Here is a 13,697-nt window from a genome sequence, read left to right as displayed (position 1 = left end):
ACGACAACAACAAGAAGACCGAGCTCGACGACGCATTGCCTGGCATGGCGTGGATGGCGGGAGGCCTCGTCCTTGCCGCCGGCGTCGCGTGGACGATCCCGGCGCTGGCGGGCCTGCTGAACGCCGGGCACCTCCCGCACGTCGGGCCGGCGCGTGCGCTCATCTCGGCGCTCCGACTGCTCGGCGACGGCCACTGGGGCGACCCGGCCAACGCATACCCATCAGCCGCACGTGCCTCTCTGCCCGGACCGTTGTTGTGGTGGTTGACGACGGCGGTGGTCCTCGGCGCATGGGCCGCGGTCGGGACGTTCGCGCTCCGTCGCGTCGAGCCCCAGCTCGCCCGCGAGCGCCTCGGACGCCGCTCGTTCGACTGGCGTGGATCGCATCCCCGTGCCTGGGGCCGCCATCGCGACCTGCGCCTCGGACGCGCGACCGCGCGCGGCTTCTCGCTCGGCCGCGTCGACGGGCGACCCGTGTACGCCGACGAAGAAGCGCATGTTGTCGTCATTGCTCCGACGCGCGCCGGGAAGACAACGCGCTGCGTCATCCCGTGGCTGCTGGAGCACGACGGACCGGCGATCGTCACCAGCACCAACCGCGACGTCATCGACGCCGCACGCGAGGCACGCGAGCGCGCGGGGCGGACCTGGATCTTCGACCCCTTCGGCACCGAGTCGATGGCCTGGTCACCGCTGGCCGGCTGCGAGACCTGGTCCGGCGCGCTGCGCCAAGCCCAGTGGCTCGCCGACGCCTCGTCAGACGGCGACTCCGAGATCGCCCGCTACTGGCGCGGCGAGGCCGCCAAGCTCCTCGCCCCGCTCCTCCACGCCGCAGCGCTCGGCAGCCATGACATGACCACCGTCCTCGGCTGGGTCGACGCACAGGAGACCCGCGCCGTTCTGACGATCCTCAGCACCGCACGCGCAGATCCGGCTCGAGCGCAGCTCAAGGCGATCTCCGAACTCGACCCACGCAACCGCGGCACCACCTACATGTCGGCCGGGTCGGTCCTCGCCGCCTACCGCTATCCCGAGGTCCAGGAGCTCGCCGGGGATGACTTCTCGCCGAGCCGGTTCGTCGCCTCCGCGGCCGACACGCTCTTCCTCGTCGCCGAAGACCGCCACCAACAACTCGTGGCGCCATTGTTGGTGGCCTTGCTCGCCGCTGTCCTGCACGAGGCCATCGAGACCGGCACCTTCCGCGAAGGCGACCGCCGCCTCAAGCTGCTCCTCGACGAGGCCGCCAACGTCGCACCGCTCTCCGAACTGCCACGCACAATGTCCCAAGTCGCCGGCCACGGCATCCGCGTCGCCACCGTCTGGCAATCCCTCGCCCAGATGCGCGAACGCTACGGCCGCGGCTCCGACACCATCATCGCCAACTCCACCGCCAAGCTCTACCTCGGGCCGATCACCGACGAGGCCACGCGGGATCACGTGTCCTCGCTCCTCGGGGAGCGCCACAACCGCGACGGCCGTCGCGAGCGACCTAACTCCGCCGCTCTACAGCAGCTCCAAGGGGATCGGGCCCTTCTCGTGGCTGGAGCCAGGCTGCCAGCGCTCGCAACGCTTCGTCCGTACTGGCACTAGCGCTCCGAGTCGTGCCCGCGCTCGCCGGTCCAGTGTCGCTTCCACGCGATAGCGAACGGTTCGATCGCTCTACAGAACCGAAGGTCAGAGGTGCGAATCCTCTTGGGCGCGTCACCGAAACCCTGGTAATCGCGAGGTCTTCGCGTTTCAGGGTCAGGTGTGTTCGGGCCGGGAGCCCGAGGCGTCCGGGGTCTGGGCGGGGAATACGTCTCGGCCACCCACCCGAGCGCGCACGCCCGCGGCGGTGAGGACGGCGTAGATGCGGTCGATTCGGTTGGCGTCATCCGAGGACGTGTCCCACGCCTCCGGCTCCTCAACGCGCACCTGTGACGTGAGGTCCGGCGCGTCGAGCGGGGTCGCCCCGGTCCGGAGGGTCGCCGCCGGGTGGAAGTGGGCGCCTCGAAGGGCGACCTGAGCGAGCGGACGGTCGGCTTCGCGGATCTGGACGGAGACGGACGTGGCCGGGTTCGGCCGCTCAAACGACCACAAGCGATCGGCGACGAGGCGCCACCAGTCACGGCGGCGCCGCAGGATCTCTCCGGCGCTCGAACTCGCGGTGGCGAGAACGACGCCAAGCGCGACGTGGAACGTCTTAAGGTCGGCGCCAACGTAGATGCTCGCGAACGCACCGGCGAGCGGGACGACCGGCGCCGCGACAAAGGGGACCGCGCCTGCGATTACACGCCAGACGCTCTCGTTGCCCTCGTACTCGCGCAGGCTGCGAACGGCAGGCCAGTACAGGTAGTCGGGCGGTCCAAGTTGAGGGGCGGACACTTCGAACACGGCGCGGAAGTGTACGACTGACGTTCTCGTGACTCTCAACCGGACGCACAGCTAATTGGAACGCGCGGGCGCCGCCGGGAGCCGGTCGATTCGACTCCGGCGACGACGCCCAAGTAGCGCCTCTAGGCGTTCTTGCAGATCGCGCAGTGGCGGAGACCGCCGGTGCCGCTGACCTTGTTGTACGTCTCGATGTTGTTGCCCACCGTGCAGGTGTTGTCGTTGTGGTACACCTCGGTACCGGGCAACTTCGAGTGGAAGGGGGCCACCTTGGCCATGACGCCGTCCTTTCTTTGATGGTGTCGTCGCGCCCGTGTGGTCGCGCGATCGGGACTGGGTGTTCAATCTTCCTGGCCTAGTCGGACAGAAACAGGCATGTATTCGACCGATACCGCGCATGTCTATGTACGAACGAACTCAGCAGCAGATTTCCTAGGAAACGTCCTGCCGCGGGGTGCTCGGCGGGGTCCGACGTAGAGCCGAACGTGGAGATGATTCAGGCCGCTGGATCTTCGTCAGCTCGACCCTCGGTCCGCTACTCCGGTCTGCCGTTCAGGGGTACTTCTGTTCAAGCTCGCGCTTGAGACGCACGTATTCGGCCCGGTCGCTCCAGCCGCTCGGCCGTTCGAGTAATAGTAGGGCGGTCTCCAGAGCTTCGGCGGTGCTCTCAAGCTCGGTCCTGTCCGCGTTGTGCGGGCCGCCATCGGCGTTCGGATAGAGGCGTCGGTCCACCCCGTCGCTCACGCTTAGAATCTGCGAGGTGGACTTGGCGGCGTACTGGACGGCGGTCCACGTCTGGGCGGCCAGGCTCTCGCCGAACGACGCTGAGTTGCGGTGCCAGGCTTCGAGGCGCAGTGCGTCTCGGTCCAGGGAAGCCCAGCTGTTCTCTCCAAGAGCGAACTCGATCGCGGAACGGGCGTCCGACATCTCAATGCTGAGTTGCCGCGCGATTCCCTGAAGCTGTCGACGTTCATTCCGTCGGTGCAGCCCGAGGCTCCCTAGTAGGTCTATAAGTCCCACGCGAGCCTTGTACCGACGACGGCGGATGTTGGAACTACTCCGTTCCGGTCTCTCGCAGGGCGAACACGTTGGACCTGGCGACGATGACGTTGCCCACGGCGTCGGCCAGCGCCTCGTCCACGGACGGCACGCGCTTGCCGTAGAGGTCCACGGTCATCGCGATGTTCTCGTGGCCCAGGCGCTCCTTGACTGCTGCGAGGTTTGGGCTCTCGGCGAGGCTGAGCGCCGCCGCCGTGTGACGTGGAACCGAAGCGCGTGGAGCCGAGCCGGCAACGCCGCCGGGAGCGCCGGGGAGGCCGGGATCACGCGCGTCCGGTTGCCGTTGCGGACGGTGCGCTCCGGCCGCGCAGGACGCCCGACGACCGCCGGGCGGAAGACGCGCTTAAAGCAGAGGTGGCGGACGGGGTAACCGCGCGGCGTCGTGAACAGGAGGCGGTCGGGATCGTGCGAGTCGTCGCTCCACCCGAGGTCAGAGGTTCGGATCCTGTTCGGGCGCCCTTGAAACGCCAGGTGGCCCTTCTCGTTCCCGGGGAGGGACATGAGCGTCGCTCGTCCTTGGCTCCGGTGGCAAGTCTGCCGAGGGAGTGCTCACCGCCGCTACGCGTGAGAGACTGCGCGACCCGTGGAGTTCGATGTCGCCCTCACAAAGCAACACCTAGAGAGCCTGGCCCGAACTCAGCCGCTCACGGGCGTCATCGAGTTGATCTGGAACGCACTTGACGCGGATGCGACCGAAATCGGCGTCGAGTTTGGCCGCAACGTTATGGACGGCCTGGAGGAGATTCGAGTCCGCGACAACGGCCACGGAATCCTCGCGCGCGAAGCCGAGTCGTTGTTTGGGGCGCTTGGCTTCTCTTGGAAGCGAGACGCACAGGCATCTCGCGGAGGCCGACCGCTTCATGGGCGCGAAGGTCGTGGGCGCTACCGGGCCGCGGGCATCGGCACTCGCATCATCTGGCGCACGGTCGCCGCCGACCCCGAGGCGTCGGGGCAGCACATGCAGACCTCGATTGAGCTCCAGTTCTCGAACCTGGTTCACGTGATCGTCTCCGAAGCTGCTGAGACGGAGCAACCGACCGGCACGACGGTGGTCATCCCAGATCTTGGGGCCAAGCCTCCGGTTGGACTCGGAGGAACAGGACCAGTCGATCGGCTGACGGCGGTCTTCGCCCTTTCGTTGCAGACGTTCAACGCGCACATCTCGTATGACCGCACCGAAATCGACCCATCGAAGGCGCAGGTACACCGGGCCGACTACCCCCTCGAAGCGGAGGGCGACGATGCTCTTCTCACGGTGGTCGAATGGAATCGACGGATCGACCGCGGGCTCTACCTCTGCGACTCCAAGGGCACGCCGCTCATCGAGCAACCGCCGGGGATCCAGGCTCCCGGCTTCGAGTTCACCGCGTACCTCCAATGGACAGGCTTCGAGGGATCCGATGAGGCGGACCTTCAGATGGCCAACCTCGACAGCGGCGAGCGCAAACGGCTCATCGAGGCCGCAAAAGACCAGCTGCGCGAGCACTTCAAGGTTCGGCTTCAGGAGAAGACTCGCGAGCAGATAACAAGGTGGAAGGCCGAGAAGACCTATCCATTCAAGGGCGAGCCGACGACGCGGACTGAGCGAACGGTGCGCGACGTATTCGACGTCGTGGCCCTTACGGCATCGAGCGCGGTGAACGCCTCGGAAGTCCGCTCGCGGCGTCTATCTCTGCGGCTGCTCCGTGAGGCACTCGAACAGGACCCCGGCTCCCTTCACCGGGTTCTACACGAGGTACTCGACCTGCCGCAAGATCGGCTAGACGAACTGAGCGAGTTGCTCGATCGCACGCCGCTCGCGGCGCTGATCTCACTCTCGAAAGAGGTAGCGGATCGACTGGAGTTCTTGAAGGGCTTGGAAGAGCTTGTGCTCAACCCTGAGATCAAGAAGCACGTCAAAGAGCGGTCACAGCTTCACAAGATCCTTGCTGCTGAGACGTGGGTCTTTGGCGAGGAGTACGCACTGTCGGTCAACGACGAGGGGTTGACGACGGTCCTGCAGCGTCACATCGAACTCCTGGGCCGCGCGAAGCTCGACGAAGACGACGCGCCGGTGAAGGACCTCGAAGGACACGAACGCATCGTGGACCTCATGCTCGCCCGTTCGCTCGGCCAGGCACGCAACCGCCGTGAACATCTCGTGGTGGAGCTGAAGCGCCCTTCGGTTGCCGTTGGCGACGACGAAGCTAGCCAGATCCGCAAGTACGCGACGGCAGTGGCCGGCGATCCGCGCTTCAGCTCTGTCGACGTTCAGTGGGACTTCGTTGTTGTGTCGACGGACGTGAAGGGCTCGCCCGCGATCGAGCGAGAGTCCGACAACCGTCCCTTTGGTCAGATCATGAATGCTAAGGGAATTCGAGTATGGGTTCTCACGTGGGGCGAAGTTCTCGACAACGCTCTCCATCGTCTCAAATTCGCGAAGCAGCATCTCGACTACGAGCCGAGTACCGATCAGGCGCTTGCCTACCTCCGACGCACCCACGACAAGTATCTGCCACCGCAGGCCAGGTCGGACGGCAATGACAGTGTCCAGACCACCGAGCCCGCCGAGAGTGACGGCTCCTAGCGGCGCCGGGCGCGCCCGGACGCTGCCCGCCTCGTCTGGAGCTCACGGCGCGGTAGGCTGCGGGCGGGTCCTTCCCGGCGGCCGAGCAATGTGAGATTCTCGCGCTCGTGAGTTCGGTTACCCCTCTGGCTGCGGCGTTAATTGGTGCCGGGGGCGCCGCCTTCGGCGGAGTCCTGACGACTTCGGGGCAGCTGCTCATCGAGCGAGGGCGCGGGAAGCGAGAAGAGGCAGTAGAGAAGCGCCGCGCGAGCGCCGCCGCGCGCCTAGCGCAGCGTCTCTTGAATGAGGAGCTTGCCGAGTCCTACTCGTTGATCCAGGACGCCGCTCGGGGCGGGCGCTACTGGATCGCGCCGCGGCAGCTCCCGACTGGCACGTGGGCGGAGTATCGGACGGACGTAGCGACCACTATCGAGGACGCGGGGGGCTGGTTCAGGATCACCGCCGCATACGACCAGATCAACAATTTGAACTGGACGGTCGACCACCGACGACGCACGAGCGGCGATACCGCGGGGCACCAACTCGGCTTTCCGGTCGAGCCCGGCGACCAGACGCGCGAGGTCTGGCGATCGGTGCGGGCAGCAATCGAGACGCTGGAAGAGTTGCTAGGCGTCCCGCCACCGGCGTCCCGGGTGTCGGGACCAGCGCGACAGGCAGCGGGAATCGAGCGATCGTTCTGGCCGTACGGCGACGGCGCAGATTTCGACGCCGGCCAGAAGGACGCCGACGACGCCCATGTGCGCGATCAGGATGAGGTGCGCCCCGAGAGGCGCGCGACGCCGATCCCGGACAAGTCTGGTGAGCAGGACCGCTGACCGATCCGACTGGCGCTGGACATAGCCTTCGGGAATGTCCGATGTAACGTTCTACGATTCGAGAGGCGAGGTCGTCGCCTACAAGAGCGGCGGCGCCGACGCCATGTTCCTATGGAACGGCACGCCGGTGGCGATTCTGTCTGACCAGTCCGTCTACACGTTCAGCGGCCGTCACATCGGGTGGTTTATCGATGGTTGGATCCGTGACCACTCCGGCGGGTGCGTCTACTTCACCGAGGGAGCAAGCGGCGGCCCGGCCCGGCCCGCGCGGGCGGCTCGTCCGGCACGAGGAGCGCGGAGCGCACGACCTGCCCGCGGAGCGCGCCAAGCACGCCCGGCACGTCCGGCCCGACAGGTCTCGTGGTCGCCGCTGTCGGTCGGCCCCGCCTTCTTCAATCAATAGGCATCGGCGAAGCCGTGGCGTCGGCGCGGTGGTAGCTCGGGTCCAGGAGGCTCGCCAACTCCGGCTCCGTGCTCGGAAACCGGTGGCCGCAGGTGTCCATCGTCGGGCGAACTCCTCAACGGTCAGCACCCGCTTCTGCGTTGCGCGACAAGAGCAAGCCCGACTCAACCCGGCGGCTGGGGCGCCTCGAGAGCTGACAGTGCGACAGGATCGAGATGGCGAAGTTCCACGTACGCCCAGCCACCGGGCATGTTCGGCTCGGGGTAGCGCGCGACGACCTCGTCGACGAACTTGAAGTCGCAGATGACGCAGAGTCCGGTCGCACGGACGATCTCTCCGGGTATAGCCATGCCTGCATCAGGCGTCTGTCGCACAATCCTCGCCCCCTTAGATGTCCATCTCGAAGCCGTCCATTGTCGCTGGCTCCGGTTCAACCGCCAGGGCTGGCGGATCCTGTCCGACGAGCTGGAGCGCTTGGCGGATCCATTCGTCGCGTGCGCCGAGGCTTGGCGGCCACTGGCCGAGCGCGCGGACGATTCCATCGTCCGGTTGGGCGAGCGCGACTCTGGCCTCGTGCGGTTCTGGTCCCGACGGTGCCGTGCTTGGGTCGCTGTGGACCGGGACTGCGGGAGCGCTGACGATGGCTTCCGCTTGTAGCTGCCAACGCTCGATCGCCTCTTCTTGGCGGGTGATGTCTTGGTCGAGCGCCGCTCGGCGGGCGCGCTGCAGGCGACCGGTCCCTTCGCGCTCTTCACGCATCGAGGCGATGCGGTCTTCGGCTCGCGCGATCTCTTCGTGGGCTTCGCGGACAGCTCGCTCCGCGGCAGTCGGGCCGGCGCGGTCGAGGAGGTCGAGGGCGAGTTCCTTGCGCCTGCTTGGCGAGAGCATTGCCACGACGTCTTCGGCCATGGCGTCTTGGTGAGGCTCGAGGCCGGGGAGTGCGCGCTCGACTGAGCCGGGGGAGATCACGTAGAAGCGGGCTTGGTCGCGGTGGCGGCTGAGGGCGGTGTAACCCCATTCGCGGTACAGCTCGTCTGAGCCCAGCACGAATGACCGGTCGACCGTCGCGCCCTGCGCGGCGTGTGCGGTGAGAGCGTAGGCATGGTCGAGCCAGCCATCGTCAAGGTAGGAGGCGCCGATGTCGCGGGTGGTGTCGTCGGCGAGGAGCAGCGATGCCGTGCCGCGCTCCGTGTCGATCCCTACAACTTCTCCGCGCGTGCCGTTGACGACGCCGGCGCGGCGATCGTTCCGGCGCGCGATCACTCGGTCGCCGACCGCGAACGCGCGTGTCTCGGTGATCAGTTCCTCTTCGCCGAGTCGGCCGTCGCGGTGCATGCGCTCGCGCGCGAGCGCGTTGAGCTCGGCCACGTCTGTCCGGCGGTGGGCGATCATGATCGCGTCGCCTGCGTAGGGGCGGCGGGCGGCCTCCCACCAGTCGTCGACGAGCGTTTCGCGCAGCTGGTCTGATGTCGGTCGGGCGACGAGGCGGCCGTGATCTCGGTAGTCCTCCATCCATGACTGCACCTTGCCTTGTCGGAGCTGGGCGAGCGCGTCGCGATCCCAGACCGCGGCTTGTCGGTGGACTTGGTGTAGCTCGATCGCTCCGAGCTCGCGGCTGAGTCGTCTGAAGGCTCCGCCTGCGTCGATCTCGGGCAGCTGGCGGTCGTCGCCGACGAGGATGAGCTTGGAGCCGGTGGCGGCGGCGTGCTCAGCGAGCTGGTCGATCGCGCGCGAGCCGACCATCCCGGCCTCGTCGATGACGAGCACGGACCCGTTGGCAAGGCCATTGCCTTGCTCGATGTCCAACAGCAGCCGCGCGATTGTCGTGCTATCGATCCCGGCGAGCGTCTCCATCTCGACGGCGGCCCGTGCCGCCAGCGCGGCCCCGAAGACACGAACACCTTCGGCTTCCCACGCATCGCGTGCGACGGTGAGCCCCCGCGTCTTGCCCGTCCCTGCCGCAGCACGGACCACCTGCACGCCATCTCCCGACGTCGTGAGCGAGCGAGCCATCGCCGCCTGCTCGCCAGCGGACCCGGCGTGCCGGGCGAGCACTTCGTCGATGGCAGCACGTTCGATCTGCGCGACGCCGCTCGCGCTCCGGGCGACGGCGTGGGTGATGATCCGGTCTTCGACCGCGAGCATCTCGGGCGTCGAATAGCGGGCGCCGCCGAGGTGCTCGCGCTTGTCGCCGCGCTCGAGCTGGATGGCGTGCGGGGAGGACAGCCAGCGGTCGGCGAGCGCTTCGAGGCGTTCGACGCTGGCGCCCTCGCGGTGGGCTTCGGCCCAGTCGCGGAGCACGTCGCGCCGATCGAACGTTGACGCGCCCTCGGTGACGCCACCGGGCGCGGCCATGCCCTCGGCTGTCGCGGCAAGATCCGGCCCAATCGGTCGGCCCGGAGCCTTGCGAGAGAGGACGAGATCGAGCGTGTCCTGGTCGAGGCCTAGCTCGGAGGCGCGCGCTTGCCATTCCTCTCGGAGGCGGTTGGTCGGAACGTTGTAGTCCTTGGAGCGGCGGGTGTCGAGGGCAGCGACCTCGCGGGCGCGGCGACTACGACCGCCCGTGCGGGCGAGCTGTTCGGCGATCTCCTGGCTTCGCCGGGAGAAGTGCTTGAGGACCTGCTCGTCGATGCCGGACACCTCGGCGACGCCGTTGTGAACGGGGTCCCACTCGACGCCCAGCGTCTCGGTCAGGTTCTTGCGCAACACCGCTTGGTAGAGGAACCCAGCGGTGCGGGCATGGGCATAAAGTGCGCGGCCGTCGAGGGCGGTCGCACGGCCTTCGGCGACGGTGCTGTTGGCGACAACTGCGTGGGTGTGGAGCTGGGGGTCTCCCGCGCGCGAGGTGCGGTGGCGAAAGGCGGCGACGGTCAGCCCTTCGCCGCGGATGCGATGCCTGCCGGCGTCGCCGCGGCGGGTCCAGGTCGCGTGGCGTTCGAGGTAGCCAATCGCCTCGCGTACCGCTTCGTCGTGGGCCTGTCGGGCGACGGGGGAGATGGTGCGATCGCCGATGCCGTAGATGACCGAAACCGACTTCGGCGCGGAGAAGGTCAGGTCGTACGCGAGGACCTTCTTGGGCTTGGCGGTCGGCTCGGTGAGGAGGTTGAGGAAGGCGTCGTCTTCCACGGTCCCGACGAGGTTCTTGTCCTCGGCGCCGCTGCCTGCCCATTGGCCTTGGGCTTCGCCGTGGCCGGTGTAGTAGTCGTCCTTGCCGGTGGCGACGGTGTCGATGTAGTAGTGCGGGTCGCCCTGTCCGCCGCCCACTTTTCCGATGGAGAGCACGTCACGTAGTCGACGGGGCGCCCGTACCACCCTCGGGTGATCGCACGGACGTGCAACTGTGTGCCGGTCCTGGTGGTGGGGGCCACCAGAACCGTGAGGGTGCTGCTCAGTGGTCGTCGTGGACGAGCCGGAGGCTGCGTCGTGCGCGTGTGAGGTGTCGGTTGACGGCGGTGTAGGAGACGTCTCGGAGGCTGGCGATCTCGTGGTACGAGTAGCCGGTCGTGAGGAGCGTCAGGTAGTCGCGCTGTCGGGCTGGGAGATTGGACAGGGCGTGCAGGGCCTCGTGTGCGTCGACCTCTCGGGAGAGGTCCGCGCGTTGGGGTTCGCGGTCGGGTGGGACCTCAGTGAGGCTGCGCTCGCGCTGGTCGCGTTCGCGGTTGCGCCACGCCTGCCGGGTGGCAACGAGCAGCAGCCAGGCGAACACGTTGTCGCGGTCGGGCCGTCGCCAGCAGAGCTCGAGCCACGCGTAGGAGCACGCGTCCTCGATGACTTCGTCGCTGGCGAGGATGTGGTGCCGGACGGCCGCGCGGAGTGCGACCTCGTAGGTGCGAAACAGTTCGGCCTCGTCGCCTTGGAGCATCCGGAGGCGCGGGGGTTGTGGAGCCACGGTTCTCTCCTGTCGATGTGGTGGGCTCGGTCGGTGCCGGCCCGCCCGGCGCGCGCAGTCCGGTGACCCAGGGGAGAGATGAAGCGCCGCCGGCGTCCGTCACCGGGCGAGCACGTCGGGCATGCTCGGCTTCCGTGCCGAGCACCCACACCGACAGGTCGAGTCGTGCTCACATCGGGACCGCGGCGGGGTCACCGCCGAGCTCGCGGATCGCGACGCGCAGGTTCTCCAGCAAGTTCGGTGGCGCGTCCTCGGGTGTGCCGTAGGCGCGCGAGTAGTAGCTCAGGTAGTGGTAGGCCTCGGCCAGGTCGCGCGCCTGGGCAACGTGCGGTTCGTCCTGGCGCTGGGCGGCGAGCGCGCGCAGCAGCTGCGGCCAGGTCGCCGACTCGTCGGTCCTGAAATCGCGGATGCCTTTGCCGTCGGCCATCAGCGAGTTGCGCCCCATCGGACCGTTGCTCCCGATCCCGCGGCCGCGCTTCTCCGGGACAACGAGACGCGGATCGGGCGCCTGGTTGTAGCGCAGCGCGTCCTCGCTCAACTCGAGCATCAGCCGGACCGTCTTGGCGCTGGCCGACCCAAGGGCTCCCGCGTCTCGGTGGCGCGGAACCTCAGGGGCGTTAGCCCCGTAGACCAGCACCTTCGGACTCGGGGCGACGCGCACCGTCACCTCGGCGGTCGCGTCGCCCAGCAGCGAGAGCTGCTCGTCCATCACGCCTCACCTTCCAGACGCTTGAGCTCCCAGTAGACGACCAGGGTCTCGAAGTTCGCCGCGACGCGGTCGCCGAACTCCTGCGCCCGGGCGAGCAGCTCGGGGTAGATGACGATCACGCCTGCCTCGCGGCGCAGCATGTACTCCGCCATCAGATCGGTGAGGATCATGTCCTCGTCGCCGAGCTCCTCGCGCTCGGCGGGGTCGGGGTAGTAGTTGTCGTCGTAGGCGGACATCACGCGACCTCGCCGTTGTCGGGGTACATGTGCAGGAGTGGGACGTCGTCGCAGCGCTGGGCGTGGTCGACGTAGTGGGCGACGAGGCCCGCGAGCTCGGTCTTGGAGGTCAGCTCGCGTTCGACGACGTAGGTCCGGCCTTCGCCGGTCGCTGGTGCGTCGGTGACGCGGACGACGCCGAGGATGCGTTGGCCGCGGAGGACCCGTTCGCCGGTGGCGACGCGGTACCGCGACAACTCGACCAGCGCGCCGACCGAGGCGGCTTGTGGTGGTGCTAGGTGGTGATCGGGCATGGCCGACGCTTTGCGCGCTGGCGTGGGCGGTCGCCGGTCCTTGTCCTCGGTACCTTTCTGCGAAGTCAGCGCGTCAGCGATGCGAAGCCATGGTCTTGTCCGGACGAGGGCTGGCGACCGTCCTGAGCCGGTGTGCTTGGCTGACGGACAGGCTCCGAATCAGCCGCCCAGTACCAACCCCATGCGCTTGCTCATCGCGCTGGGATGAGGTGCTTCTCGATCCGCGCTGCCACCTTGTCGACCATGTCCGCCGCGCGCTCGATCGTTTCCGGTGACGCCTGTGGCCACGAGCTCATCGCCGGCGCCGACGTCTCGGTGTCGAGGCCGATGGTGCGCCAGACCGTGAACGCGATCGAGTCGACCACGAGCGCCTCCTCGGTGTAGCTGAGGTCGAGAGCCGTGCCTTCCCGTTCTTCGATCTCGATCAGCAGCGCCAGGATGGAGACGAGTGCCCGCACCCGGCGATTGGAGGAAACGCGGTTGTTGATGGAGATGGTGCGGGTCTCCCAGACGACGCCGCCGTCCTCGGCCCCATAGCGGCGCTCGAACGCGACCGAGTACCCCACCTCGCTCGCGAGGCGCGTCAGCGGCGCCAGTGCCGGGGCCAGCTCTTCACCGTTGACGGTCGCCGCCTCGACGGCGGTACTCGACCGCTGCACCAGCCACCGGCGCCAACCGCCGGCGCTCCGCCGTGACGGCGCGTGACTGCTCGTGAGCACGGTGTCCTCCTCGCTCGAGGCTCCGCCCGGTGCGGAGCCGATCCCGGCTCCACCGCACGCACGGACGCGTGCCACCGTGGGCTGGGTCGGCGTCCGCACCGGACCACCTCGGTGATCGAAGACCTACGACTTGCTCGCCGCTACGGGCAGGGGTGCTGGGCGATGGCGTCGCGGACGGCCTGGCGGCAGAGCTGTTCGGTGTCGTAGACGTCGACCATCAAGTCGCCCTCGCAGTACTCGATGACCGCGCGCTCCGACGGCGACCACATGAAGATCACGTACGGCCAGTCGCCGGCCTCGGGGACCGACCGGATGACCTGGCCTGCCGTGGGCGTCAGGTACGAGCCGTCCGGGCCGACGGCGCGGGCCATGAACTCGTAGCCCTCGTCGCTGAACGGGTAGCCGGCGAACCCGGCGTGGCGCGTACGGTGCTTCTCTTCGTCGCGTTCGCTGGACCAGGCGGAGGCGCGCTGGCCGAGCGGGACACAGAGCGTGTCGATGAGCTGCTGGGCGGTCACGGGTGGCTCCCTTCGAGAGCGGTCTGGGCTGTGCCCTCAGCTGTGCAACCGCCCTCAGCTCCCCAGCCCAGTGCGGAGAGCGTTCGCGTCGAAGACCGCCGCGACCGGGCGGCTGCTACTG

The 13,697-nt window shown here is 68.0% G+C and carries 15 protein-coding genes and 1 tRNA gene; 5 read left to right on the top strand and 11 right to left on the bottom strand.

Annotated elements, in window-relative coordinates; translation table 11 throughout:
- Nucleotides 1-473 precede the first annotated feature (473 nt).
- A complete protein-coding gene (locus DSM104299_RS22190; RefSeq protein WP_272473842.1) occupies nt 474-1,589 on the top strand; it encodes a type IV secretory system conjugative DNA transfer family protein in 1,116 nt (371 codons plus the stop codon).
- A 45-nt stretch (nt 1,590-1,634) separates the two neighbouring features.
- Nucleotides 1,635-1,700 (top strand) — tRNA-Ser (locus DSM104299_RS22185).
- Nucleotides 1,701-1,742: 42 nt separating this feature from the next.
- On the opposite strand, the gene DSM104299_RS22180 is transcribed toward DSM104299_RS22185, so the two are convergent.
- From DSM104299_RS22180 to DSM104299_RS22165, 4 genes are all read right to left on the bottom strand, one after another.
- A complete protein-coding gene (locus DSM104299_RS22180) occupies nt 1,743-2,372 on the bottom strand; it encodes a hypothetical protein (RefSeq protein ID WP_272473841.1) in 630 nt (209 codons plus the stop codon).
- A gap of 122 nt (nt 2,373-2,494) precedes the next feature.
- On the bottom strand, nt 2,495-2,647 hold the full coding sequence (locus DSM104299_RS22175) for a hypothetical protein (protein WP_272473840.1): 153 nt from the start codon (nt 2,645-2,647) through the stop codon (nt 2,495-2,497).
- Nucleotides 2,648-2,921: 274 nt separating this feature from the next.
- On the bottom strand, nt 2,922-3,296 hold the full coding sequence (locus DSM104299_RS22170; RefSeq protein WP_272473839.1) for a hypothetical protein: 375 nt from the start codon (nt 3,294-3,296) through the stop codon (nt 2,922-2,924).
- 127 nt (nt 3,297-3,423) lie between these two features.
- Nucleotides 3,424-3,546, bottom strand: coding sequence for a hypothetical protein (locus DSM104299_RS22165; protein WP_272473838.1), 123 nt, complete (start codon nt 3,544-3,546; stop codon nt 3,424-3,426).
- 465 nt (nt 3,547-4,011) lie between these two features.
- On the opposite strand from DSM104299_RS22165, the gene DSM104299_RS22160 reads away from it, so the two are divergent.
- The 3 genes from DSM104299_RS22160 (at nt 4,012) to DSM104299_RS29605 (ending at nt 7,212) form a co-directional block, all read left to right on the top strand.
- On the top strand, nt 4,012-5,994 hold the full coding sequence (locus DSM104299_RS22160) for an ATP-binding protein (RefSeq protein WP_272473837.1): 1,983 nt from the start codon (nt 4,012-4,014) through the stop codon (nt 5,992-5,994).
- Between the two features lie 278 nt (nt 5,995-6,272).
- Complete coding sequence (locus DSM104299_RS22155) at nt 6,273-6,809, top strand: hypothetical protein (RefSeq protein ID WP_272473836.1); 537 nt, start codon at nt 6,273-6,275, stop codon at nt 6,807-6,809.
- A gap of 34 nt (nt 6,810-6,843) precedes the next feature.
- A complete protein-coding gene (locus tag DSM104299_RS29605; protein ID WP_432419754.1) occupies nt 6,844-7,212 on the top strand; it encodes a 4-fold beta flower protein in 369 nt (122 codons plus the stop codon).
- A 387-nt stretch (nt 7,213-7,599) separates the two neighbouring features.
- Here the strand turns inward: DSM104299_RS29605 and mobF are convergent, their stop codons facing one another.
- The 7 genes from mobF to DSM104299_RS22120 all read right to left on the bottom strand — a co-directional run bounded on the left by mobF (nt 7,600) and on the right by DSM104299_RS22120 (nt 13,576).
- On the bottom strand, nt 7,600-10,494 hold the full coding sequence (gene mobF / locus DSM104299_RS22150) for a MobF family relaxase (RefSeq protein WP_272473835.1): 2,895 nt from the start codon (nt 10,492-10,494) through the stop codon (nt 7,600-7,602).
- A 106-nt stretch (nt 10,495-10,600) separates the two neighbouring features.
- On the bottom strand, nt 10,601-11,074 hold the full coding sequence (locus DSM104299_RS22145; protein ID WP_272473834.1) for an RNA polymerase sigma factor: 474 nt from the start codon (nt 11,072-11,074) through the stop codon (nt 10,601-10,603).
- Nucleotides 11,075-11,270: 196 nt separating this feature from the next.
- Entirely contained in the window at nt 11,271-11,810 is a 540-nt protein-coding gene (locus tag DSM104299_RS22140) for a hypothetical protein (RefSeq protein ID WP_272473833.1), read from the bottom strand.
- Nucleotides 11,810-12,046, bottom strand: a complete 237-nt coding sequence (locus DSM104299_RS22135) for a hypothetical protein (RefSeq protein WP_272473832.1) — start codon at nt 12,044-12,046, stop codon at nt 11,810-11,812. Before DSM104299_RS22135 ends, DSM104299_RS22140 begins: the two co-directional genes overlap by 1 nt.
- Nucleotides 12,046-12,339: a hypothetical protein gene (locus DSM104299_RS22130; RefSeq protein WP_272473831.1), complete on the bottom strand. Its 294-nt coding sequence runs from the start codon at nt 12,337-12,339 to the stop codon at nt 12,046-12,048. The genes DSM104299_RS22135 and DSM104299_RS22130 overlap by 1 nt, the downstream gene beginning before the upstream one ends.
- Nucleotides 12,340-12,530: 191 nt before the next feature.
- Entirely contained in the window at nt 12,531-13,058 is a 528-nt protein-coding gene (locus DSM104299_RS22125; RefSeq protein ID WP_272473830.1) for a hypothetical protein, read from the bottom strand.
- Nucleotides 13,059-13,198: 140 nt separating this feature from the next.
- The gene (locus DSM104299_RS22120) at nt 13,199-13,576 is read right to left on the bottom strand and encodes a hypothetical protein (RefSeq protein ID WP_272473829.1); all 378 of its coding nucleotides are present in this window, start codon (nt 13,574-13,576) and stop codon (nt 13,199-13,201) included.
- Between the last annotated feature and the right edge of the window lie 121 nt (nt 13,577-13,697).

Origin of the sequence: Baekduia alba (genome assembly GCF_028416635.1) — a bacterium.
Taxonomy (GTDB): domain Bacteria; phylum Actinomycetota; class Thermoleophilia; order Solirubrobacterales; family Solirubrobacteraceae; genus Baekduia; species Baekduia alba.
Note: the sequence above shows the minus strand (reverse complement) of the source record. Positions and strands in the feature narration are given on the sequence as shown.

What these genes read in the sequence shown, in the direction of transcription:
- DSM104299_RS22175 (WP_272473840.1), bottom strand. Translation starts at nt 2,647, where the DNA reads ATGGCCAAGGTGGCCCCCTTCCACTCGAAGTTGCCCGGTACCGAGGTG.
- DSM104299_RS22170 (WP_272473839.1), bottom strand. Translation starts at nt 3,296, where the DNA reads ATGTCGGACGCCCGTTCCGCGATCGAGTTCGCTCTTGGAGAGAACAGC.
- DSM104299_RS22165 (WP_272473838.1), bottom strand. Translation starts at nt 3,546, where the DNA reads ATGACCGTGGACCTCTACGGCAAGCGCGTGCCGTCCGTGGACGAGGCG.
- DSM104299_RS29605 (WP_432419754.1), top strand. Translation starts at nt 6,844, where the DNA reads ATGTCCGATGTAACGTTCTACGATTCGAGAGGCGAGGTCGTCGCCTAC.
- DSM104299_RS22145 (WP_272473834.1), bottom strand. Translation starts at nt 11,074, where the DNA reads ATGCTCCAAGGCGACGAGGCCGAACTGTTTCGCACCTACGAGGTCGCA.
- DSM104299_RS22140 (WP_272473833.1), bottom strand. Translation starts at nt 11,810, where the DNA reads ATGGACGAGCAGCTCTCGCTGCTGGGCGACGCGACCGCCGAGGTGACG.
- DSM104299_RS22135 (WP_272473832.1), bottom strand. Translation starts at nt 12,046, where the DNA reads ATGTCCGCCTACGACGACAACTACTACCCCGACCCCGCCGAGCGCGAG.
- DSM104299_RS22130 (WP_272473831.1), bottom strand. Translation starts at nt 12,339, where the DNA reads ATGCCCGATCACCACCTAGCACCACCACAAGCCGCCTCGGTCGGCGCG.